The organism is Faecalibacterium sp. An121, assembly GCF_002160915.1.
Lineage (GTDB): Bacteria > Bacillota > Clostridia > Oscillospirales > Ruminococcaceae > Faecalibacterium > Faecalibacterium avium.
On the sequence record NZ_NFLM01000014.1, the window covers coordinates 34041 to 58052 of the forward strand.

Consider the following 24012-nt stretch of genomic DNA (forward strand, 5'->3'; position numbering starts at 1 on the left):
ATAACCTGCTTGCCCTCTTTTTACCTTTCCTTGTTGTGTTGTTTTAGTTTCTTTTCAGTAGCGTAGGGCGGCACCGTGCGTTTCAAGCTATCTATCACCGATGGGCGGTGCTCGCCGCCCTGTTCAGTCTCCGGTTCTTCCCGCTCCGGTTCAGGGCGGCCCTCCATGTTCAGCAAGGTGTCCAGCTCGGCCAGACGGGCGGATTTTTCAGCCAGCTCCGCTTCTTTGGGGAAAGGCTTTTCCACTTCCACTTGCGCCGCGTCCCGCTGCTGGTACAAAGTTTGCAGCTGGTTCTCGGCGCGGGCGATGCGGTCGGGGAAGTTGTCCAGCGCGTTGTCCAGGCGGGTCAGGTTGCCGCGGGCGTCGGTGCCGAGGGGAACGAAGTGACTGCTTGCACCACGCAGCACGGCCTGGTACTCGTTGCGGAAGGTATCAAAGCGCAAGTCGAGGCCAAAGCCGCGATAATTACCCAGCGTCACCGTCTCGGCGGTGGGCATTTCCTTGCAGGCCAGAAGCAGCCGCTCGCCTGCGGCCAGCTTGTCCTCAAAGTGCATCCCTTTCACGGTCATGCCGCAGAAACCGTCCTTCACCTGGGGGTTCGATTCAACTACTTTTGCATCCTGTTGCAGGGCGGCGATCTCCGTTTTCTTACACTGGATGCTGGCCGGAAACTCTTTGAGCAGCTTATCCTCCAGCCGGTACTTCTGGCTCTGGTGGTCGGCTTTGAGAACTTTCAGCTTTGCTACCTCCACATCCAGATTCATCTTTTCCTTGATGAGCGGGTTTCCGGCACACAGCGCCTTGACCTCGGCGTAGCTGAGGACCTGCTCGTCCACATCCTCGCAGCTTCGCACTGGGCTTTTGCTGGTCATGATCTGGCCGATGAAGCGCTGTTTATTTTCAAGCGTTTGCCAGAGGTACGCATCGAATGTTCCTTCCGTGACGTAATTGTAAATCTGCACCGTCTTGTTCCGATTGCCCTGCCGGATGATGCGGCCGTTGCGCTGGGTCATGTCCGAGGGTTTCCAGCCCACATCCAGATGATGGACGGCCACCAACCGGTCCTGCACGTTGGTGCCCGCCCCCATTTTTGCCGTACTGCCAAGCAAAATGCGCACCTGTCCGGTGCGCACTTTGGAGAACAATTCCTTCTTCTTGGCCTCGGTGTCGGCCGTGTGGATAAAGGCGACCTCGCTTTCCGGCACGCCCGCCGCCAGTAGTTTTTTCTTCACATCATCGTAGACGTTAAACTGCCCATCCCCCTTGGGTGTGGACAAATCGCAGAACAGGAGTTGGGTCAATTTGTCCGTTTTGCCTTCCTCCCAGATACGCAGCACGTTGGATACGCAGGCGTTCAGCTTGCTGTTTGGGTCATCGGGCAAAAGAGGGTTCATGAGGCGCTGATCGAGTCCAATTTTCCGCCCATCATTCGTTATACACAACATATTGTCCTCGGAAGCATCCACCATCCCGGCGTTGATCTTGCCCGCCCGCTCGGAGAGAGACTGCACCATTTCCTTCTGAATTTCAGAGGGCTTGACCAGCACCGTCTCGAACTTTGCCTCCGGCACAGGCAGGTGGAGCTGGTCACTGGTCTTGATGTCCGCTACCTCTTTGAACATAGTCATAAGTTCGGGGAGGTTGAAGAATTTTGCAAAGCGGGTCCGCGCCCGGTAGCCGGTGCCCTCGGGGGCCAGTTCAATGGAGGTGGTGGTCTCCCCAAAGGTGGACGCCCAGCAGTCAAAATGCGTCAGCCCCTTTTGTTGCAACGTGCCGTACTGCAAATAACGCATGACCGTAAACAATTCGGTCATGGAGTTGCTCACAGGCGTACCCGTAGCGAATACCACGCCCCGGCCTCCGGTCAGCTCATCCATATAGCGACACTTACCGAACATATCGCTGGACTTCTGGGCTTCGGACGTAGATAAACCAGCGACATTGCGCATTTTAGTTACAAGAAAAAGGTTCTTAAAGCTGTGAGACTCATCCACAAACAGCCTGTCTACACCCAATTCTTCAAAGGTTACTACATCGTCCTTGCGCTCGGTAGCCCGCAGTTTTTCAAGTTTCATTTCCAGCTGCTTGCGGCTTTTCTCCATCTGCTTGATGGTAAATTTCTCCCCGGAGGAATGTTTCAGCTCGGCAATGCCGCTCTGGATCTCGTCGATCTGCTCCTGGATGATGCGCTCCTGCCGCTCAAAGGAAAGGGGGATTTTCTCAAACTGACTGTGGCCGATGATGACCGCGTCGTAGTCCCCGGTGGCAATGCGAGCGCAGAACTTCTTCCGGTTGGCTGTCTCAAAGTCCTTTTTGCTGGCCACCAGCAATTTTGCACTCGGGTAGAGATGCAAAAAATCCTGCGCCCACTGGAGGGTCAGGTGGTTCGGCACCACGAAAAGGGACTTCTGGCACAGGCCCAGCCGCTTTGCCTCCATGGCCGAGGCAGCCATCTCAAAGGTTTTGCCCGCGCCCACCTCGTGGGCCAGCAGGGTGTTCCCGCCGTACAGCACATGGGCAATGGCGTTCCGCTGGTGTTCCCGCAGGGTGATCTCCGGGTTCATGCCCACAAAATGGATGTGGCTGCCGTCGTACTCCCGGGGTCGGGCGGAATTGAACAGCTCGTTGTACTGTTTAACCAAACTTTCACGCCGCTGCGGGTCTTGCCAAATCCAGTTAGCAAAGGCATCCTTGATGGCCTGCTGCTTCTGCCCGGCCAGCATGGTCTCCTTTTTGTTCAGCACCCGCTTGGGCTTGCCGCTGTCATCCTCCACGGTATCATAGACCCGCGCATCCCGGAGATTGAGGGTATCCTCCAGAATCTTGTAGGCACTGGCCCGGGCCGTGCCGAAGGTCTCGTAGGCTATAACGTCGTTGCGGTTTGTTTTGGTCTTGCCCTCAATACGCCACTCCGCCGTCGCCGGGGAAAATTTGACCCGAATGGCGTACCTTAAATAAAAGGGAATTTGAAACGTCTCGTTCATGAACTTTTGGATAACGTCGGGACTGATCCAGGTCGCCCCCAGCCGCACGTCGATTTCGGTGGCATCCAGGTCCTTGGGTTGGGCGGCGGTCAGGGCTTCCACGTTGACCTCAAAAGCCGGGTCATTCGCAGCGGCCAGCTTGGCGATCTGCAGCTTGTTGCGGACGTTGCCGGACAGGTACTCGTCAGCGGTTTGCCAGCCCGCTTCCGGGTCGCTCACATCCTCCGAAGGGTCTTTGAAAATCACGCCCCGCAGCTCGCCGGTGATACGCTCAAAATCTTCCGGCGTGCCCAAAAGTTCCGCCATATAGGACAAATCAACCTTGCCCTTTTCCCCGATGGACACCGCCAGCGCTTCGGCAGGGGTGTCCACATGAGTGACAGTACGTTCGGGCCGGATGGTCCGCTTTGTGAACATATCTGCCTTGCTTTTCAGTTTGCCGTTTTCGTCCAGGTTTTCCAGGGAGCAGAGCAGGTAGTAAGACGAATCGTCCTCAAAAAGCCGACCGTTTTTGCGGTCATTGAGCAGACCATATTTAGCGGTAAAAGCATCGTAGGCGGCGTTCAGCTCAGCCTGTTTGGCGGCAATGTCCGCCTCCGGAAAATCTTCCAACTGGTAAGAAATCAGCTCGTTGACGATGCCTCGCAGCTCCACCATCCCCTTGACCCGCTCCTTCGCGTCGCCGCTCAGCTCCACCGGCGTCATGACCGAATTTTCGCGGTAGTAGACCTCACCGTCCACCACCGTATAGGAGAAGTTTTTAACGCTCGGGTTGGCGGGCAGGATGCGGGAAGCGTGCTCGTCCAACTCGGTGCCGGCCTTTTCGATGGCAACGTACCAGCCTTGAATTTTTGCGGTGGCCTCTTTGAGCTGTTTGGCCAGGTCGGCCCCCTCGATAGGGTTTACCGTCACATCCTCCCGGCCATACTGGGTGTTCTCGCTCGAGAAAATGCCCAGCACCATGTCGGGGTGGTCCACGAAATACTGGTTGATGGTAAAACCCTCGGGCGTCCGCCCCACCTGCACCCACTCTGGTTCCCGGTCGATGGGCCGTTCCAGCTTCTGCAAAAAGAGGATGTCGGAAACCACTTCCGTGCCTGCGTTGGCCTTGAAGGCATTGTTGGGCAGGCGTACTGCGCCCAGCAGGTCGGCCCGCTGGGCCAGGTACTTGCGGGCGGAGCTGTCCTTGGAATCCATCGTGAAACGGCTGGTGACAAACGCCACGATACCGCCCGGCCTCACCTGGTCGAGCGCTTTCACGAAGAAATAATTGTGGATGGAAAAGCCAAGGTTGTTGTAGGCTTTGTCGTTGACTTTGTAATTACCGAAGGGCACATTGCCTACGGCGAGGTCGTAAAAATCCCGCTGGCTGGTGGTCTCAAAGCCAGCCACCGTGATATTGGCCTCCGGGTAAAGCTGGCGGGCGATGCGTCCGGTGATGCTGTCCAGCTCTACGCCATACAGGCGGCTGCCGGCCATGCTCTCCGGCAGCATCCCGAAGAAGTTGCCCACGCCGCAGGAGGGTTCCAGAATATTGCCGGTGGTGAAACCAATCCGCTCCACCGTGTCGTAGATGGCGCGGATGACGGTGGGGCTGGTGTAGTGGGCATTCAGGGTGCTGGCTCGGGCGGCGGCGTACTCCTCGGGGGAAAGCAGCTCTTTCAGTTGCGTGTACTCTCTGGCCCAGCTGTCTTTATCCGGGTCGAAAGCGTCCGCCAGGCCGCCCCAGCCGACGTACTGGGACAGGATTTCCTGTTCCTCCGGTGTCGCACTGCGTCCTTCCGCCTCGATGGCCTGCAGGGTGCGGATGGCATCGATGTTGCGGGCAAACTTCTGCTTGGGCCCGCCCTCGCCCAGATGCTCGTCGGTGATGCGGAAGTTTCGGGCAGGTGGGGCAGGAATTTCAGGCTGCGGCTGGTCAACATGGAGCCGTTCGACCACCACATCGTAGGGCAGGTGTGTTTCCTCTGCCGGGTAGGCTGCCATCGGTTCCGTTGGAACGGCAGGCTGTGTGGTGAGCTGTGCTTTCCGATCTTCGATCTGCTCCCAAAGGGCGTTGCGCTGCTCGCTGCTCAAATTCAGATCTTCGGCCCATTGATAGTCCAGAGACACCACTTCGAGGGCATCTGCATCGGCTGCGTGTTCAATGGATTTGCTCCAGTAGTCAAACTCCACCGCCCGGGCCAAAACAGTCTCCAGTTTTTCCAGCTCGGGTTGAGGCATCTTTTTCCAGATGTCATCTTCCTCGCGCTGGCCGCTCCGGATGGTAAAGCCTTCTCCGTCATCGTGCCGGGAGACAGTATAGACGAGCGTATCCGGCACACCGTTGATCTTGCAGGACAGGTGATACTCTTTCTCCCGGGACACCGCCGAGTAGCTGCTGCTTTCCAGACGGATGTCGGTTACATCTTCTGCCGTTAAGGTTTTCTGAAACTGGGCGGAAACAGTCTCCTTAGTTGCCTCAGCATCCGCCACCACCTGCCGAATAAAGGGGTCGCTATCCAGCTTTTCCGGGTCCACAAGCTGGCCGTTCACAATGCCGCGCTCGGCCAGTCTTTCCCGCAGAATTTCGCCTTCCGTGGGAACCGTCTGCTCCGCCTCGTCCCGATATTGCCCCGTGGCAATCAGGACGTGGATGCGCTTTTCTACCTCCGACCATTTCAGACGTTGCTCCTGTCCTTTGGGATAGGAACGCAGCTTGACGCCGCTGGCATCGTAGTCGAGGAAGCCATTACTGCCATCCTGAAACGTCCAGCTCTGGCCACCAGTACCGTATTCCTGCTTCAGAAAGGCGGTTCGCTCTTTGGCGCTGTGATGTTCAGCATAGTAGGCCGCAATACGTTCTTTTCCGTTCGCAAACCCGCTGCCGGAGGCCAGGGCCGCCCGCCAATCCGCCTCGGAAAAGGAAAAAGCGGAGACTTGTTCGGTCTCCGCTCGCCGGTCGATCTGTTCAATTTGCTCCGCCTCAGTGACGAAAAAACTCAGTTGAAAATCAACTCGTTCCGGATCGCTTCCTCGGCCTGCATTTTCAGAGCGTTCATGTGCTGCACCCAGGCCATCTGCTGCGCCGCTTTGTCCGGGGCTGGGTTCTGTTTCAGCAGCTCCTCCATCTGCCGGTCCAAGCGGTCTTTCGCTGTCCGGTCGATCTCCGCCAGGTGCGGGTACAGTTTCCCGCTCAACAGCAGGTGATTGTACAGGATGGGCCGGTTCTCCTTCAGATAGGTTTTCCGCATCCTGCCGTACTTGCCCAGAGGTGTCTGCGGCTGATTCAGCTCGATGTTCGGGACCAGATAGTCCCCGTTCTGCGTGTACTGCAATGCTGTGCTGCTCATCCCAAAGTCTCCTTTCTTCTGCGATGTCGCGTTCCACCTGCCGGAGCACCGCTGCGATCTGCAGCAGCACCTCGCGGCTGCTCTCTCTGACGGCGGTGCCCAGGGCGGCCACGGTGGCCGGCGTGTTGAACTCATAAATGTTTCGGAACGTCTCAGCTCCAAAGTGGTTTTCGGGGGCGTAGCCGCACCGGGACAAGAGGGCAAATGTGGTGCTAGCGGTGACGGCCCGTTTGAAGGCAAGCCCTCTGTTGAGTTCATCGTACTCCTCCAGCATGGAATTTGCAAGGATGCCGCTGATCTCCTGTCTATGATCGGCCCAGTAGGCGTCTGCCAGCTGTCCCGCTGCATCCGCCAGCTGCTGGGGCAAGGTGTCTGCGGTGGTGCCATAGCGGCGCTCCAGCATAGCCTTTACCGGGATTCCATGCCGGTCCTCCAGTGTCCACAGCCAGGGGTCGCGGGAGTTTTGCCGGGTGCCGGTGTCGGCCAGATCGAACACATACCGCAGGCGCAGCCGGTCGCCCGCATCGTCCAGCAGGGCGATGCCCTTGGACCCGCGCCGGACATAGCGGTTCATGCGGTCGTTCCAGACATCGTAGGATGCGCAGGCGGTGGCATTGGGGCGCTGGGCGTAGATCATGAGCTGGTCAGGGTAAGGGTACTTGTACAGCCTGCCGGCTGTCGCCAAAAAGCCTGCCCAGCGCTCCCAGTTTCCGGTCAGACGGCGGGCGGTGTCCTCGGCGAGTTGCGCGTAGTAGAGTGTTTTTTGAGACATGACGCCTCCTTTCACGAAAAAAGCGGAAAGCCATCCGTTGTGGCTTTCCGCTTACGATTTTTGCTTATTCTTTTTATGCTACGGCCTTCACCAGCAGCATCATGGGGCGGCGCAATTCGTCCCGCATCCCGGGCAAGTCCAGCATCTTCTGGGAGGGCTGGGCTTCCTCCACCGCGTCGATGATAAAGCCGCTGGCGCGTAGTCCCATCAAGATTTGGGTAAGGGTGTGATGCTGCTTTTTCACCTCGCAGCCCAGAAAGTGGGTCAGGCGCTCCCCCGGCATAAAGTAATCATCTACCGGCCAGTAGAGGGGCTGGCCGGCCTCATCATAGATCCAGTCCTGGCCGGGCCGGGCGGTGAATACCGGGTGCTCGATATTGAACAGAAACACCCCGCCCGGCCGCAGCGTATGGCGCACCTTCCGGTATATCGCATCAAGGTCTGCGATGTAGTGCAAAGCCAGGTTGGAGACCACGCAGTCCCACCTTTCTGCCGGGTATTCGTAGTCCTCAATGCCGCAGACGCGGTAGGTGATCCGGCTGTCGGCGTTGCGCTGCTCTGCCTCGGCGATCATCCGGTGGCTGAGGTCGATTCCCAGCACCTCCGCCGCGCCCTGTTCCGCCGCATACTTACAGTGCCACCCATACCCACACCCCAGGTCCAGCACGGCTTTGCCCTCCAGAAGCGGAAACAGCGGCTGCAGCTGATGCCACTCCCCCGCCGCGGGCAGCCCGCCCTGGCTGCGGCCCATCTTGGCGTATTCCTCAAAGAAATGCGGGTCATCGTATTCGTTGTATGCCATCGGCTTTATCCTCCATCCATCGGTTGTCTGCATTATACAAACTTTCGAAAACCAAGTCAATCAGACCTTTCGCTCCACCCTTTTTCTTTGTGCTTACGGGGCAACTTGCCCGCAGCCTCTTTGGGCCGCGTTTCTTTCAGCTCTTTTAACACTGACTTTCGCAAGCTCGGCTTAAGGGGATGTTTCCAGCGGCTGAAAGCAACATCCTTCGGCTCCATCGCGCCCGGTTCATAGGCGCGGACCCGGTCAAAGCCCAGGTCTTTCCGCATCTGCTTCAAGATGCCCATAACCTCGGGACTTTGGTTGAGGGACGCCATCCGGGTATAATCGTCCACCAGGTAGTTTTGGCCCTGCCGCACATGGAGCAGGTCTGCGGCGCTGGGCGGGTCCTCCCGCTGGACGCCGAAGGTCAGCCGGGCACCCGGCAGATCTTCATTGTTGTAGGGCTGCGCCCTCAACTCTTTGAAACGTGCTGCGGCCTGCTCATAGGTGTCGAAAAGCTCAATGGGTGTGTAGGGCTTGCTTCCCGCTGCGCCGGTCCAGGTGGCGAGGTCGGGGATGATATAGCACTGCCATTTGCTGTCTTTTTCGTCTGCCATAGGCCCTCCTTAGATAAAATCGGGGTACAGTTCCAACGCGTCAAATTCGGCATCGGTCATGCCGGCCAGCTTGTCCAGAGTGCTGTCGGTCAGGTCCCGCAGCTCCATTTCAGACCAGGTGAGGTAGCTGCGCATCTCGGTCAGAACCTCGATCAGCCGCTCCCGGTTGCCAGTGTTGTAGAGGGCCATCAAGTTGACTTCTTCATAGGTGAAGTTTTTCATCGTGCGTCCCTCTCTTTGTGCTTCTTGGTCTTGACCTTGGGTGCGGCCTCTTTGGCCTGCTTTATTTGAGCGGCTACCGACTTTTGGGGCCGGGCCGCCTCCTTCATCTGCTCCAAAAAGCCCGGCAGCTCCTTGAAGCCGATCCTGTCCACATAGAACGCTCCGGCCTGACCTTCGCGGTTCAGCACGACCACATCGCTGACCGAAAGGCTGTGCCCCCTAAAATCCGGCGGACGCTTCAAATTGAACGTGAGGTACAGTTCTTCCAATGCCTCCGCGTTGCTCATGCCGTAAAAGTACGCCGGGGTATTGGCAAAGTAAACGGCCTCGTAGTGGTCGAGGTTCGGTGCGCTGCCCATCTGTTCCAGACGGGCAAAGGGTTCAAACCGCACATCTGCTGTTTCCGGCCCGTCTTTGAGCTGCAAAATCAGGTAAACGTTGTTTTCGGCGGCGAAAAACCGCTCCAAAACATCCTGCATCATCGTGCACCTCCGTTCTCAAATTCCAGGCTGAACTTGGCCCGGCCGTCGGCCTCGGTGGTCATCAGGACGGAGGCGTTGTAGGTCTTGCCGGTGCGCTGGCTCTTGCAGTCCTTGAGCCGGGCGCGGCCGTCCCGCAGAAGCTTGTCCACCACCTGCCGGGTGGGCCGCTTGCCGAGGCGTGCAAAGAAGGCATTGTCCTTCCAGATCACAAAGCGACACTCGCGACTGGCACAGAAAAAGCCCTTTTCCCGCTCAGCCACCTCCGAGCCACAGTGAGGGCAGGCGCCCACCACCGGCGCTCCGTTGGCGGCTTTGGCAGGAGCGTTGGGGGTACTGGCGTACTGATTCACAAGCGTTTTCATCATAGATTCGATTTCCTCCATAAACTGTTCGGGCACATACTGGCCCTTCTCGATTTGTGTGAGCTTCGTTTCCCATTCAGCGGTCATAGCCGGAGATTTGAGCTGTTCGGGCATGGCCGCAATGAGGCCGCAGCCCTTTTCAGTGGGGATCAGGTGCTTGGTTTTACCGCCACCCTCCCGAGAGAGAAAGCCTTTCTGCACCAGCTTCTCAATGGTGGCCGCCCGGGTGGCAGGCGTCCCGATACCCCGGCGTTCGACTTCTTCCCGCATATCTTCTTTCCCAACAGTCTCCATCGCCGCCAGTAAGGTGTCCTCGGTGAAATGCTTGGGCGGGGTGGTGCGGCCTTCTTTCAACTGGGCGTCCAGGATAGGAAGCGTTTCCTTGTCCTGCACTTCTGTCAGAACACCCAAATTCTCGTTGCCTTTTTCAGTGGTATCGCCAAGAATGGCCCTCTCCACAGCCTTCCAGCCCTCGTCCAGAACCGTCTTGCCTTTGGCTGTGAAGGTCTGTCCGGCACACTCGAACTGCACGGTGGTTTCAGCATAGCGGTAGGGTTCGCCCACGGCGGCCATCAATCGGGCGGCGATCAGGCGGAGAATACTGACCTCGCCAGCAGGCAAAGAAGAAAGGTCAGCCCCGGCCACGCTCTGCGTCGGCAGAATGGCATGGTGGTCGCTGACCTTTTGGTTGTGGATGACTTGCTTTCCGTGGACCGGAACCGCACCCCGAAAACCAAACGCTGCCGCCGTGTCCATGACCAGGCCGGGCAGGCCCGCCGCCATGTCCTCGGTGAGGTAGCGACTGTCGGTGCGGGGATAGGTGACGAGCTTTTTCTCGTAGAGCGACTGGGTGTAATCGAGGGTCTGCTGGGCCGAATAGCCCAGCAGCCGGTTGGCATCCCGCTGGAGGGTGGTCAGGTCGTAGAGGGCCGGCGGGCGCTCGGATTTTTCCTTGCGCTCGCTCTTTTGCACAAGGGCCTGGCTGCTTTTCCGGCATTTTGCCAGAAGAGCTTCGGCCTGGGTCTTGTCTTTGAATCGTTCACTGGACGCCATATAACCCTCCATCTGTAAAAATATTGTATAAAAGGGTTCAGGGTGGAAGGCAGCGATAGCCGCTTCCCGCTCCACCGTCATGGCAAGCGTTGGAGTCATGACCCGGCCCACGTTGAGGGTGACGCCGTGCAGGCATGAAAAAAGCCGGGTCGCGTTGATGCCGACCAACCAGTCGGCGCGCTCCCGGCAAAGGGCTGCTTTGTACAGCGAATCGTATTCAGTTGAGGGCTTGAGATTTGCGAACCCCTCCCGGATGGCGGCGTCCTCCATGCTGCTGATCCAGAGGCGGGAGACCGGCTTGCGGCAGTTACACTGGTGATAGACCAGGCGAAAGATCAGCTCGCCCTCCCGTCCGGCGTCGGTAGCGCAGACGATGCGGTCCACATCTGCCCGGTGCATGAGCTTGCGCAAAACGTCAAACTGCTTTTTGGTGGAACTGCTCACAAGATACTGCCACCTTTCAGGCAGAATAGGCAGGTCGGCGCGGTCCCAGCGTTCAAAGCGCGGGTCATACGCCCCGGGCGGGGCCAGCTCCACCAGGTGTCCCACACACCAGCTGATAAAGTAGCCGCCGCCTTCCAGATAGCCGTCGCGGCGGGTGGTGGCACCCAGGACCTTCGAGATGGTGCGGGCGACAGAGGGCTTCTCGGTAACGATCAGGTTATGCAAAGTATCGGCTCCTTTCTGTTTTGAAAATAAAAACAGCCCTGCAATCGCAAGGCTGTAAAAATGTTTGTTAAAGCTGTTCCAGCAGGGCTTTGCATCCTTCATAGATGTCACGGTAGGCAATGTCAAAGCGGTCGCTGTACCAGGGGTCCGCCACATCTCCGCCCCGTTCGGTATAATCCAGCAGTTTGTGGACCTTATGTTCGGGGTCCGACCCCAGAATACGCATCATATTGCGGATGTTATTTTCATCCATCCCGATCAGGTAGTCATACCGCTCATAGTCGCTTTTTTGCAGTTGTACCGCACGTCTGTCCGGACAGGCAATGCCGTGTTTCAGCAGTTCTTCCTTGGCAGGCGGGTAGACTGGGTTGCCAATGCCATTCCATATTTCTTCCCGGCTGGTCGCACAGGAAGCAATTTCAAATTCTTCTGCCCGGCCCGCTTTTTGAACCAGGTCTTTCAGGATAAACTCGGCCATCGGACTTCTGCAAATGTTGCCGTGGCAGACAAAGAGCACTCGAATCATAGCATTTTCTCCACGTTCACTCCAGCATCCACTTCAGAACATTTCGTTTCTGGATGCCTTCGTAGTTCATCTCGCCGAAGGCTTCGTCCATCGTCAGCAGATACTTGGGGTAGTTGTCCCGGATCTGTCGCAGCGGGGCCAGCTCCCGCGCCAGGACCTGCTCGTCCAGAGTGGTCTGCGCCACCTGATAGTAGACAGGTGCGCCGTCCCGGATGGCGACGAAGTCCACCTCGCTGTCGGTTCCATACTGGCTCACATAGACCTCCGGGTAGCGGCGCTTCAGCTCCAGATACACGACGTTTTCAAGGATATGCCCGATGTCGCTGTCCTGGCTGCGCACCAACAGGCTGCGCAGCGCCACGTCGCAGACGTAGTATTTGCTCATGGATGCCAGCAGTCTTTTCCCCTTGATGTTGTAGCGGCGCGCCTCATAAAACAGCAGGCTGTCGGTCAGGCCGCGCAGATAGCGGTCCACCGTCTTGGGGTCGATCTTCCGTCCCTGCGAGGTCATGGTATTGGCGATGGTGGTAGGGGAAGTCCGGTTGCCGATGTTGTGCATTGTAAAACGTGTAATGGCTTCCAGCATATTGACGTCCGCCACGTTCAGCCGCTTGACAATATCATTGAGCAGAATGGTGTTGTAGATGCCGCGCATATACTCGCGGGCTTCCTGCTCCCCGTAGCCGTACCGCAGCACATAAGGGAAAGAGCCACTGCGGATGTACCGCTCAAATTTTTCGTTCAGAGAGGCCCCGTCATCGGCAAGACCGGCGCAGAACTCCTTGAAAGAGAGCGGCATCATAGACAGCTCGACGTAGCGGCCGGTCAGCAAGGTGGCCAACTCGCCGGACAGGAAATAACCATTGGAGCCGGTGAGATAGAGATCACAGTTTTCCCGCAGAAAGAGGCTGTCCACTGCTTTTTCATAGCCTTCGACGTGCTGGATCTCGTCCAGAAAAATATAATTCATCCGGTCAGGCAACAGCCGCGCCTTGACATACTGGTAGAGCGCTTTGTAGTCGGTCAGGTCTTCAAAGTCAAGGTCCTCAAAATTGATGGCGATGATCTGCTGCGGCTCGACGCCCTGCGCCCGTAGGTAGTCCTGGTAGATGGCAAACAGGGTGGATTTGCCGCAGCGGCGCACCCCTGTCACCACCTTGATGATCTGCCGGTCTTTCCACTTGACCAGCCAATCCAGATCGTTTTTCCGTTCCAAACGCTGCATGTTCAGCCCTCCCCTCATATTGAGTATACTCCGTTTTTTACTCACATGCAACACTAGAACGGATTTCATTCCTTTTTGTAAAAATTAAGGGTGGCCCCCGCAGCCCCTCTGCTTTCTGTATTCTCCTTATAGCTTACTGTTCCTCGTACCCATCGCTGCCCTGATACGGCTTCCGCCCGGCATCCTCGTCAGGTTCAGCCTTCGGCTCTTCCACCGGCAGGATCAGGTTATGCAAAGTATCGGCTCCTTTCTGCTTTGAAAATAAAAACAGCCCTGCATACGCAAGGCTGTAAAAAATTATTTGGATCAGATCATCCAGACTGGCACGATGAAGTTCTCCCGGTCCAGAGCACTGAGCTGCGGTTTCATACAGACGATTGCACCAGCACCGCGGGGAACAGAAGCCTTATCCAGAAGCGAAAACACACGGGTCAATTCCGTGCCGGGAGCAGCCGTCTTTTTGATTTCAATGGGATTCAAAACGCCATCGTATTCCAGAACGATGTCAATTTCCCTCGCATCCTTGTCGCGGTAATAGTAGAGATATGGTTCTTTGCCGCAGTTGAGATAGGTTTTGGCAATCTCTGAAACCACATAGTTTTCCAGGATCGCGCCGTTCATCGCGCCATACTCCAATGTCTCGGCACTGCTCCATCGAGTCAGATAACAGACCAGCCCACTATCAAAAAAGTAGAGCTTTGGTGTTTTGACCAGACGCTTCAAGAGGTTGTTGGAGTAGGGATGCAAATAAAAGACGATCCCTAATGTCTCAAGGATGCCCAGCCAATCCTTGGCCTGCTTCTGATTGATGTCCGCATCTTGAGCAATTTCTGCAACATTTAGCATCTGGCTGCACCGGGCCGCAACCGCAGTCACAAACCGTATGAACTTTGTGGCATCGATGCTCTCAGACAGCGACCGTACATCCCGTTCAATATAGGTGCTCAGATAGCTGCTGTAAAAGATTTGGCTGTTGCTGGCTGTGCCGCTGACGATAGCAGGCATTGAGCCACGATAGATGCGTTCAAAAATTTCGTGCGTATCTGCCGGCAGACGTCCGGCAGCCCGGCGTTTCAGTGCTTCCAGTTCTACCAAAAATGGTTCCGTCTGCGCTCCGTCAGCCTCGGCCTGAGACAATGTAGTCATCGAGAGAACGGCGACCCTTCCGGCCAGAGATTCCTGCACGCCACGCATTAGCTTGAAGATTTGGGAACCTGTCAGCCAGAACGCCCCCGCCTGGTGCTCCCGGTCTACGGCCAACTTAATATAAGGAAACAATTCTGGCGCATACTGTACCTCGTCGATCAGAACGGGCGGCCGGTGGAGCTGCAAAAATAGTTCCGGGTCTCGTTTGGCCAGATCCCGTTCCGTCAGGTCATCCAGAGAGACATAGCCGCGTCCTGTCCCGTCCATCAATTTTTGGAGCATAGTGGTTTTTCCCACCTGGCGCGGACCCGTCACTAGAACTACGGGATATTCCTGTGTAACCTCCATCACGACCTTTTCCAAACTCCGGGTGATGTACTTCATATGCGCGCAGCTCCTTTCGGCCAAAATCTAATCTGTTTCTATTTTAGCCGAAACCCCATCGAAAAGCAAGCAAATTTTGTCAGCAGGCGGCCCCCGCGGCCACCCCCATATATTTCTTTTATTCATGTCTTACTCCTCATACCCATCGTTGCCCTGATACGCCTTGCGCTCGGCATCTTCGTCAGGTCCGCTCTCCGGTTCTTCCTCCGGCAGAACAATCTCCTCCTCGTCCTCCCGGTAATCGGCGTCGGGATCGGGCTTGTTTTCCTCGGCCTCGCGCTGCTTCTCCCGCATTTTCAACCAGAGGTACGCCCCGCCGCCGGCAATACCGGCCAGCACCAGCAACACCAGCACAAATTTGCCCGCACCATCCTCTTCTTCGGGTTCCAGTTCGGGCAGCGGTTCGGGTTCCGGGGCGGGAGCCGGTTCCGGTTCAGGTTCGGGGATGTCCTCCTCGTCCATCAGGGCCAGCAGGTCGGCCTCGTCCACCATGTTGAGGAAGTGGGCCGTCTGGTCGCCGTCGGCGGCCCGGTCGATGATGAGGTAAAAATAGGCCCCCGATTTGCTTACCAGGGTGATGAACTGCTGGGCTGTCCCGTCCGAAAAGGTGGTCTGGTAGTCATCCACCACCGCCAGGTTGCCCTCGGGGGTCAGGGGACCGACGTCCTGCTCAGTTACCGTGACAGGTTCTTCCTCTGTCTCAAAAATGGACGGAGCTTTAACTTCCTCGCCAGTTTCTTCTCCGCCGTAAGCAAAGGCCGGGGTAGCCATGCAGCCCATCAGGAAGGTCAGCGACAAGGCTATGCAGGTCAATTTATTCAGAAATTTTCTCACACGGTTCCTCCTCGTTCATGTTGGCCCCGACGGCCGCCAACGCGGCGGGGTTCGGGGTGGTGTGGGCGTTCTGCTGCAGCAGGGCGGCCAGCTGTTCAGGGGTGAGGTTTGCCACCCGCACCATCTCGGCCACCTCCACCTTTTCCGCCTCCGCGATGCGCCGTTCCAGCAGTTCGATGCGATTGTTCAGCTGGATGCGCCGCTCCCTGGCCCGTGCCAGATCGGCCCGCAGTTTGTCCAGTTTTTCGCTCATTGTGCACCTCCGTTTCACTTGGGAATCCTGCCAAAACCCAGCAGGTGTTTGTCCCAATAACTTGAGTGGATATTCGAATATTTGATGGGGTCTCCCGCCGAAATCATCATGCCGTCGCCCACATACAGCCCTACATGGCTCGCGCCGGGGGTGTCGTAGGTGCCCTGGAAAAAGACCAGATCGCCAGGCTTTGCCTCGTGTTCCGACACTTTGGCAGATTGCTGCCACAGGCCGTTGGCTGTGGTGCGGCCCACGTCCCAGCCGGACTGATTGAGCACCCAGCAGACGTACCCGGAGCAGTCAAAGCCCGTTTCCGGGGACGAACCACCCCAGACATAAGGGGTACCCAGATACTTTTCGGCTTCCTCCAGCATGGCGGCAAACTCCGGGTCGCTGAGCGCTTCTGCCGGCACCTCGTAGTCGATGCCCACCTCGCCGGAGCCGTCCGAACCATACCCCACCGACACCCCGCCGAACAGCTCGGGGCGGTTGCCCTGAGTCTCCTGCAAGATGTCGTAGCGGTCCAGATCGTCCCCCGAGAGCATCCCGCGGGCCACGCTGTCGATCCCGAAATTCAGCAGGGTGATGTTCAAAATCCGCCACTCATACTGCACCTCCACCTCATAGGTGTAGGTGTCGCCGGTGGTTGGGTCGGTGCCGGTGCGGGTCTCGGTCCGGGTGCGTATCTCGATGGTCTCGGTCAAGATGATCTCATACTGGGCGTCAAAAATAGACTGCATGGTGCCCTGCACCTCGCCGCGGGTGTAGGCTTCGTGGATGGCCGTCAGCACCGCGGCCAGTTGGTGAGGGTCGTGGGTGATGGGGTCCAAATCCCAGGTATACTCGTCGTAGTCCGGGTAGCTGGAGGGGATAGCGGCAATTTCCGCCCGCAGGGCTTCTTCCAGGGCCTGGTAGTCGGCCTCTGCGCCCAGAATGTCCTCGTCCTCGGCGGTGTAGGATGTGGTCCAGACCGTGCCCATCCCGCCCGGAAAGAACACCGAGCAGGAGGTGATGAAGCAAAAGATCACCATAATCAGCAGTACCAGCACGCCGCCCATCAGGATCATGTGGGCGTGGGTAGAGGCAAACTGCGCCGCTTTGGCCGCGGCGGCCTTGGCCTTCTTGGTGGCGGCGCTGCGGGCGGTGTTGGCCGCGCTGCCGCTCATCTTGCTTCCGGTTTTTCTGGCGTAATAGCTGGCCTTGATCTGCTGCCGCTGCTTCCACCGGGAGATGAGGTTGGATGTGGGCTGTTCGGCTTGTTTCTTCCGATGCAACGCTTGGATGTTGGCTTTATCGGCGGCTTTGTCCAGCCTTTCAGCCTTCTTGTAGGCTTTCAGTTTCCTGCTGTACTTGCCGTTTTTCAGCTTTTTGGCCGCGCCCTCAGCCAGGCGTTCCCCCTCGTGGGCGGCCTGCACACCGGCGTTTTCATCCTGATTCTGCTTGTCCACCTGGCGGTGTGCTTCGCCGCCCAGCAGCGCCTCTGCGCCCGGCTTGCGGCGCTTGGGTTTGGCGATCTCCTCACTGAATTCTGCCTTGCCAAAGCGGAGCTGGGCGCTCCGCTCTTTGGCCTTGTCGGCGTCCATCTTGAGGCCCCGCTTGGGCGGGGCGCGGGTGGAAAGTTTCGCCTTGGCCTTGTCGGCCCGGTCGGCGGCACGGGCCGCCTTCTTGGCCGCGCGGCGGACGTTCGGGTTTGCCAGTTCCTCCTCGGTGAAGGTCAGGCGGGTGGTTTTCCGCTTCATCCGGCATCACCTGCGCCGTCGGAAAATTTGGTGGTCATGATGCGGTACAGCTCGGTGTCCTGCGGGAAGCGGTCCACGAAGGGCAGGATCACGTTGCCATAAAACAGCAGCCCCTCGCCTTCGCCCGAGTGGGTCACATAGGACAGCTGATGGGGCGAGATGTTGAGCTGTTTCGCCAGAATCTGCCGGTCGCCGGCGGCCTGATTCAGCATGAGGATGAAGTCGGAGTTCTCGAAAATATTCGATACCTCGTGGGAAGCCAGCAGGTCCTTGACGTTCTGGGTGATGCCGGTGGGTGCGCCGCCCCACTTGCGGAAGCGCTTCCAGATCTCCACCGAATAGGCCGCCGTCTGCTCCTCACGAAGCAAGAGATGGAATTCGTCTATAAAGAATCGGGTCGTTTTTCCGGCGTAACGGTTCGTAGTTACGCGGCCCCAAACGGCATCCTGTACCACCAGCATCCCGATCTTCTTGAGCTGTTTGCCCAGCTCCCGAATGTCGTAGCAGACAAAGCGGTTGTCGATGTCCACGTTGGTCCGATGGTTGAACAGGTTCAGGCTGCCCTTGACGTAGATTTCCAGAGCCGTGGCAACGTGGTGGGCTTCCTTTTCTTCCTGTTCCAAGAGGGCCTTGTAGAGGTCCTCCAAAAGCGGCATTTTCTCGGGCCGCGGGTCCTGAAAGTACGCCTGGTAAATTTGATGCACACAGCGGTCGATGACGGTTTTTTCGACGGGAAGCAGCCCTTCCTTGCCGCCTACCACCAGCTCGCACAGCGAGAGGATGAAATCCGACTTCAAGGCGATGGGATTATCCTCTTCCGAATAGTTGGCGTTGATGTCCATTGGGTTGATAAACTGGGTGCTGGTAGGCGAGATTTTGATAACCTGACCGTGCAGCCGCTCCACCAGTGCCGCATATTCTGCCTCGGGATCACAGACGATGATATCGTCGTCTGTGGCGAGGAAGGCATTGGTGATTTCACGCTTGGCTGCGAATGATTTTCCACTTCCAGGCGTGCCGAGGATCAGGCCGTTGGGGTTTTTGAGCCGCTTGCGGTCCACCATGATGAGGTTGTTGGAGAGAGCATTGAGGCCGTAGTAGAGCGCACCGGGCCCTGCCTGAAACAGCTCCTGTGTCGTAAATGGGATAAAGATGGCGGTGCTGGAAGTGGTCAGCGCCCGCTCGGTCTCCACCAGGTTGTGGGCCAAGGGCAGGCACGACATGAGGCCCTGCTCCTGCTGCCAGTCCAGGCGGATCAGCTGGCAGTTGTGCTTCTGGGCGATGCTGGCCGCCTGGAACACATTGGTCTCCAGTTCCTGGGGTGTGCGCCCGGTGTTGAACACCAGAAACGTCAGCAGGAACATCCGCTCATTCTGGCTTTGCAGCTCCTTCAAGAGGTTCTTGGCGTCCCGGCCATAGGTCGCCAAATCCGACGGTAATATGTCAATATCATAGCCTGCACGGACAGCTTTTTTCTGTTCCTCGATCTTCGATCTATCGAGTTCCGTAATGGTGCGCTTCACCGTCTTGATGGCCTTGTTCTGGTCCACCGAGTGGATGTGCATGGTCACGATCTGGCTGGATTCCATCCCCAGAAAGTCTTTCAGCAGCTGGTCGCTGAGGTCGGACGCCGTGATGGACAAAAAGCTCATGGCTCCATGCAGACCGCCCACCTGACAGGTGCGGGTGTTGAACGCAAAGGCGCTGGGGGCAATGAAGTCCTTGGCAGAAAAGCCCGACCTGGGCAGCTCCTTCCAGTCAAATCTAAATTTGGATTCACCATCCATGTGGAACAGGTCGTGCATGAGGCGCAGCCGCTCCCAACCGTTCAGGACGCGGGCCGCCGCGCCAAGGCGGCGGAAGTTGTTGAGGATGTCGTTCTGCAGGTGGTCCAGCCGGGGCTTGGCCTGCCGCATGGACGCCGCCTCGATGCCGAAGGTCAGGTATTTCGTTTTTGTCAGGCCGTTGTTTCCCTGGGCCAGCTGGGTTTTCAGCATCTGGCTGTACTCGGCCCGGATGTCATCGAAGCCGTCCTTCTGAGGCGGGATGCGGATGCTGCACTCAAAGCTCTCGGCGTCGGCGGCCATGTTGACGAAGGAAAATTCAAAGTGCACCGACGAATCGAAGAAATTCAAAAAGCTGCACCACTCCTCGAAAATGGCGGTCTTGTCCTCCTGCAATGCCAGCTGGTAGTTGATGTCCTGAAACTGGATGGTGCGGGTGTAATAGCCGTCCCGCACCCGGCAAGTACCGTCGGCAAACATCCGCTCAAAGGGAATGGTCTGCTGGGCGGTGCGGGGGATGCCGTCATCGCGGCGGGCCGTTTTCACGATGCGGTCGATCTTCTTGCGCTCAGCCTTGCTGAACAGGGGCTTACCGGCGGGCTTTTCGCTGCTGAGCTTTTTGAACAATGCGCGTCACCTCCTCCTGGGCGTCTGCCTGCCGCACGAGAGCGGCATAGTAGTTGTTGGTGCGGTAGGGCCGGACTTTCGGCCGGACAAACCGGGCCTGATAGAACTGCCGGGCCACCACCTCGGGCGGCTGGCCGTTGCGCTCGTACATCCCAAAGAAAAAGAACGGGAGCATGACCGCGATCATGGAAAGAGCCGCCAGGCTCAGGTTGCCGCTGCCCCGGACAAAAAAGTAGACCGGCACACCGATCAGTGCGCCGGTCCCGAAGCAGACGATCTGCCGTTTGGTCAGGCCGAACAGAATCTTGGATTTGACCCGCGTCAGGTCCCGCGGGACGGAAATATAGGCTGCCATATTGTCCTCCTTTTATAATAGGTGTGGGGCGTTAATGGGCGTTGAGGATGCTGCGGGCGAGGGTGCCGGTCTTGAGCAGTGTGAAGCAGAGCAGGACGGTGTACCCAATGACGCCCCAAATCGACGCGATGGGGTCGGATGCAAACGACACGCCCTGGATGAGCACCGCGTAAATGCCCACGCAGATCATGATGAGGAACCCCTGCAACCCCAAAGCCAGCAAGCTGCGCAAGTAGTTCTGGCCGATCTGGCTTTGTTCCTTGCTGCCGAAGGTGGAGAACGGGATGGGGGCCAAACTTACGGCGAGATAGATTTCCACCATACGGCCATACACGATGACGAAAATCGCTATACCGAGTATTTTCATGGTAAAACCGATGAGGAAGGATTGCAGGTAGAGAGCCAGCAGCTCGCCCAGTTCCAGGGTCATGAGGGAGGTTTGCAGGGTGAGCAAAGTGGTATCGTCCACCGCCGTGTTGCCCGCAATGATGCCGCTGGACTCGGCCACCACCGTCTGGGCCAGGTCAAAGACGGCCATGGTGATGTCAAAGGTATTGGAAATGAGGGTGACGGCCACGAAGGTCTTGAACACCCAGCGGAAGAAGGTCCAGGTCTCGAAGTTGGCCAGATTGTTGTGGTCGATGACCATCTGGATCAGCTCATAGCAGGCCACGATGGTCAGGAAGATGCCCGCGATCGGCAAAATGGCCGACTCGGACACCCCCTGGACCATCTCAAAGACCCGGGGCGAAAACTCGGCGGGGGTCAGGCTGACCTGCTCGCCGATCTCGCCCACCTGCTCGTTGACCGAATCAAACATCCCGGACAAGTTGCCCATGACCCCGCCGACCAGTATCTCCTTGAGCCACTCGGTGATTTTCTGGAGTACCTTGTCCACGGACCGCCCTCCTTAGCCCAGCAGCGGGAACCGGGACAAAAGGCTCATGAGGGAAGCGAGAAACTGAAAGAGCGCAGTTGCAACAGAAAAGAGTTCCATATTTGTGTCCTCCTGAAATTGTGCTTGTATGGGTTGGTTTTTGGATGAATGCCGCCATGTCCCAGCGCGCCGCGGGCTGAATGTGGAAGCCCTATTCTGTGGGCGGCAGTTCCCGCTTGGGGCGCTGGGCGGGGGCAGATTACAGGGTTACGCTATCCGGCTATCTTTAGCCAAACAGGCCGCTCAGCAGAGGTACGAGGGTGGTGCCGATGAGGGCGACACCGCCGCCGGCCATGAGCTGCTTCATGCCCTGGCTTTTCGAGCCGGGGTTGTCGGACCCATACCCCTCTAGCAGGTTGACGCCGCCCCACACGCCGAGGCCAGCGCCCAGGGCAACAACGAGGGTCTGAAGGACTTCGATTGCGCTATTGAAGAATTCCATGGTGATCTTCTCCTTGTTATAAAAGAACACTTGCGGCCCCGATACACACCTGAAATCGTTGATTTTGATAAGCTGCCAACCACAGCGAGGGCTGATTTGCCGGTGTATCCTGGAGCCTGGGGTAAATAAAAACGCTCTCCCAGAGCAGGGAGAGCGGAACGACTATTTATGGCCCATTTACTCCCAACGGGCCGGTTCTTTCTCCCAATTTACGGTGTCTTTTGGGAGAAAGGATTTTATGATTCGTCAGCGTCCACCACATCGTACACATCCGACGGTTTGAGTTTGAGCCGGCGGTCAAGGAACTTCTCGATGTCAAAGAGGTTCTTCTTGTCGTAGTCGCCGGTCAGCTTGTAATTGGGGTGTTGGGTCAGGTCATACTTGTTGGACAGAAAAGGCCGGACGCCCCGCAGCTGCAGGATGCACTTGCCGCCGTCCATAACAGCCAGCTCGTCCCGGCTCATGAGTTCGTGACCCGTCTTTTGGTACGATGTGCCGTAGCTGGGGCTGTTACCGCGGGTGTCCGATGTGTTGTACATATCAATGGTTTCCCGGCCCAGGGTCGCTGACAGCTCTTTTAGGGTGGTATTTTCCGAGCCGCCCAGAAAAATCTGCGAGTCCATGTTCCCGATGATGGTGTCGGCGTTGTCTTTGTACAGAGCTTTGAGCTGGGACTGTGCCTGCAAAACCAAACAGGCGGAGATTTCCCGGCTGCGGATGGTGGCCACCAGCTTCTCCAGGTTCGAGATCTGGCCGATGTTGGCGCACTCGTCGATCAGGCATCGCACATGGACGGGCAGCCGCCCGCCGTACACATCGTCGGCCTTCTCGCAAAGCAGGTTGAACAACTGGGTGTACACCATAGAAATCAGGAAGTTGAAGGTGCTGTCGGTGTCGCTCATAATGAGGAACAGCGCTGTTTTTCGGTCGCCCAGGGTGTCCAGTTCCAGCTCATCGTAGGTGGTAATTTCCCGCAGTTCAGCGATGTCAAATGGGGCCAATCTGGCACCGCAGGAAATCAAAATTGACTTGGCAGTCTTGCCCGCCGCCAGCTTATAAAGACGATATTGCCGCACCGCAAAGTGGTCGGGCTTCTCTTTTGCCAGGTCCTCGAACATCAGGTCCACCGGGTTTTGGAATTCCTCGTCATCCTCTCGCACTTCCATGATGTTGAGAAATTCCAGTAGAGTGGCGAAGTTTTGCTCCTCTGCCGGGGCCTCATAATGGATATAGGCAATAAGCGACGTAAGCAGGAGCTTTTCTGCTTTGTCCCAAAATGGATCACCGCCTTTTCCCTCGCCGCGGGTGTTGGTCATGAGGGTCGTCACCAGCTTCAAAATATCTTTTTCCGAGTGGATGTACACGAACGGATTATAATGCATCGACTTTTTGAAGTTGATGGTGTTGAAGATTTTGATGCGGTAGCCTTTCTTCAAAAAGGCGTTGCCGACCTCCAAAACCGTGGTGCCTTTTGGGTCTGTGAGAACATAGGAACTATGCATTTGCAGGAGATTGGGCTTGATCCAGAAGCGGGTCTTTCCGCTGCCGGAGCCACCTACGATCAGAACATTTTTGTTCCGGGCCGTTTTGGGGTCTTTGGGGCGGCTGGACATGGTGAGGCGCTCGGTCTGAGTCAGGATAATGTTATCTTCAAACTTGGGGGCCATGTACGGCTCAATGTCCTTGGCATTGCCCCAGCGGGCCGAGCCGTACTCGCTGCCGTGGCGGTACTTTTTGGCGTTCTTGCCTTTGAGATAGACGGCCAGGCGAAGCCCTGCGCCGCAGCACAGGCCCACCAACAGGTCCAGTGGGTGAAAGCTGGGCACGATGCGGCCCAGCGCCTCCGGCAGCACCGACATGAGGGATAGCATCTTTTCGGAAAAGTCAGCCCCGACAGCCAGCCGCCAGGCACAGCCCAGATTGGTGGCGTAAAGGCCCATCAGGACATAAGGCAGGTTCAGGAGTACAAGGCGTTTGGTGTTTTGGTTCATCGCTCACCACGCTCCTGCTTTTTCTCTTTCATCCGGCCGGGCACCAGCTCAGCAGCCAGGGCCTTGAACTGCTGCAAACGCTCCAGAACGCTGGGGCGTTTTTCTTTCTGGACCAGTTTGGCGGAGTAGTCTTTGAAGGCAGCAGTCAGGGTATCGGCATCCCGTGCCTTGAAGAAAACCAGATACCGGGGCGGGTCATCGTGGTTCTTGGTGATGGCGTAGTCCACGCCATACTTATCCAAGATCCGCTTGAAATCCCGGATACCGGTTTTCTCGATCTCGATGTTGGTGGCTCCCTGATCCTGCCGCAGCAGCTGTTTGACGCTTTGCTTGCCCACCGGCTTGCTGCGAGCCTTACCCGCCCGCCATTGCAAGAACTTACGGGCTGCCGCCAGGAGCGTCCGGCCCGTCAGCTTGGTGGTACTGATGGCAAAGTTGATCGTTCTGTTCTCCACATCTTCCTGCATGGGTTTCACCGTCCTTTTCTGCCTG

At 57.4% G+C, this 24012-nt stretch carries 18 protein-coding genes and 1 pseudogene; all 19 read right to left on the reverse strand.

All coding sequences use genetic code 11. The annotated features are described in order from the left end of the window. Window positions 1-20: 20 nt before the first annotated feature. Window positions 21-5546 (reverse strand): annotated as a pseudogene (locus B5E66_RS08730) (DEAD/DEAH box helicase family protein); the annotation flags it as partial. Between the two features lie 419 nt (window positions 5547-5965). Continuing rightward, window positions 5966-6703: a TnpV protein gene (locus B5E66_RS13635; protein WP_446718508.1), complete on the reverse strand. Its 738-nt coding sequence runs from the start codon at window positions 6701-6703 to the stop codon at window positions 5966-5968. A 458-nt stretch (window positions 6704-7161) separates the two neighbouring features. Continuing rightward, entirely contained in the window at window positions 7162-7890 is a 729-nt protein-coding gene (locus B5E66_RS08735) for a class I SAM-dependent methyltransferase (RefSeq protein ID WP_242958135.1), read from the reverse strand. Between the two features lie 56 nt (window positions 7891-7946). Next, complete coding sequence (locus B5E66_RS08740) at window positions 7947-8489, reverse strand: hypothetical protein (RefSeq protein WP_087231611.1); 543 nt, start codon at window positions 8487-8489, stop codon at window positions 7947-7949. 9 nt (window positions 8490-8498) lie between these two features. Further along, window positions 8499-8711, reverse strand: coding sequence for a transposon-transfer assisting family protein (locus B5E66_RS08745; RefSeq protein WP_087231614.1), 213 nt, complete (start codon window positions 8709-8711; stop codon window positions 8499-8501). Continuing rightward, entirely contained in the window at window positions 8708-9193 is a 486-nt protein-coding gene (locus tag B5E66_RS08750) for a YodL domain-containing protein (protein WP_087231617.1), read from the reverse strand. Before B5E66_RS08750 ends, B5E66_RS08745 begins: the two co-directional genes overlap by 4 nt. Then, window positions 9190-11277 carry a DNA topoisomerase 3 gene (locus tag B5E66_RS08755; RefSeq protein ID WP_242958136.1) on the reverse strand — a complete coding sequence of 696 codons (2088 nt, stop codon included), beginning with the start codon at window positions 11275-11277 and terminating at the stop codon, window positions 9190-9192. The genes B5E66_RS08750 and B5E66_RS08755 overlap by 4 nt, the downstream gene beginning before the upstream one ends. A gap of 67 nt (window positions 11278-11344) precedes the next feature. Next, on the reverse strand, window positions 11345-11803 hold the full coding sequence (locus B5E66_RS08760; RefSeq protein WP_087231623.1) for a low molecular weight protein-tyrosine-phosphatase: 459 nt from the start codon (window positions 11801-11803) through the stop codon (window positions 11345-11347). A 16-nt stretch (window positions 11804-11819) separates the two neighbouring features. Then, window positions 11820-13028, reverse strand: a complete 1209-nt coding sequence (locus B5E66_RS08765) for an ATP-binding protein (protein ID WP_087231626.1) — start codon at window positions 13026-13028, stop codon at window positions 11820-11822. Window positions 13029-13334: 306 nt separating this feature from the next. Then, the gene (locus B5E66_RS08770; RefSeq protein ID WP_087231630.1) at window positions 13335-14558 is read right to left on the reverse strand and encodes an ATP-binding protein; all 1224 of its coding nucleotides are present in this window, start codon (window positions 14556-14558) and stop codon (window positions 13335-13337) included. A gap of 129 nt (window positions 14559-14687) precedes the next feature. Continuing rightward, window positions 14688-15392 carry a DUF4366 domain-containing protein gene (locus B5E66_RS08775; RefSeq protein ID WP_242958137.1) on the reverse strand — a complete coding sequence of 235 codons (705 nt, stop codon included), beginning with the start codon at window positions 15390-15392 and terminating at the stop codon, window positions 14688-14690. Continuing rightward, a complete protein-coding gene (locus tag B5E66_RS08780; RefSeq protein ID WP_087231633.1) occupies window positions 15373-15645 on the reverse strand; it encodes a DUF4315 family protein in 273 nt (90 codons plus the stop codon). The genes B5E66_RS08775 and B5E66_RS08780 overlap by 20 nt, the downstream gene beginning before the upstream one ends. A gap of 14 nt (window positions 15646-15659) precedes the next feature. Then, window positions 15660-17384: a C40 family peptidase gene (locus B5E66_RS08785; RefSeq protein WP_087231636.1), complete on the reverse strand. Its 1725-nt coding sequence runs from the start codon at window positions 17382-17384 to the stop codon at window positions 15660-15662. Further along, complete coding sequence (locus B5E66_RS08790; protein WP_446718509.1) at window positions 17381-19726, reverse strand: VirB4-like conjugal transfer ATPase, CD1110 family; 2346 nt, start codon at window positions 19724-19726, stop codon at window positions 17381-17383. Before B5E66_RS08790 ends, B5E66_RS08785 begins: the two co-directional genes overlap by 4 nt. Window positions 19727-19757: 31 nt before the next feature. Continuing rightward, the gene (locus B5E66_RS08795; protein ID WP_087231642.1) at window positions 19758-20150 is read right to left on the reverse strand and encodes a PrgI family protein; all 393 of its coding nucleotides are present in this window, start codon (window positions 20148-20150) and stop codon (window positions 19758-19760) included. A gap of 31 nt (window positions 20151-20181) precedes the next feature. Continuing rightward, window positions 20182-21048, reverse strand: coding sequence for a VirB6/TrbL-like conjugal transfer protein, CD1112 family (locus B5E66_RS08800; RefSeq protein WP_087231645.1), 867 nt, complete (start codon window positions 21046-21048; stop codon window positions 20182-20184). 265 nt (window positions 21049-21313) lie between these two features. After that, window positions 21314-21529: a Maff2 family mobile element protein gene (locus B5E66_RS08805; RefSeq protein ID WP_087231647.1), complete on the reverse strand. Its 216-nt coding sequence runs from the start codon at window positions 21527-21529 to the stop codon at window positions 21314-21316. 236 nt (window positions 21530-21765) lie between these two features. Further along, on the reverse strand, window positions 21766-23520 hold the full coding sequence (locus B5E66_RS08810) for a VirD4-like conjugal transfer protein, CD1115 family (protein WP_087231649.1): 1755 nt from the start codon (window positions 23518-23520) through the stop codon (window positions 21766-21768). After that, entirely contained in the window at window positions 23517-23987 is a 471-nt protein-coding gene (locus B5E66_RS08815; protein WP_087231652.1) for a PcfB family protein, read from the reverse strand. The genes B5E66_RS08810 and B5E66_RS08815 overlap by 4 nt, the downstream gene beginning before the upstream one ends. Between the last annotated feature and the right edge of the window lie 25 nt (window positions 23988-24012).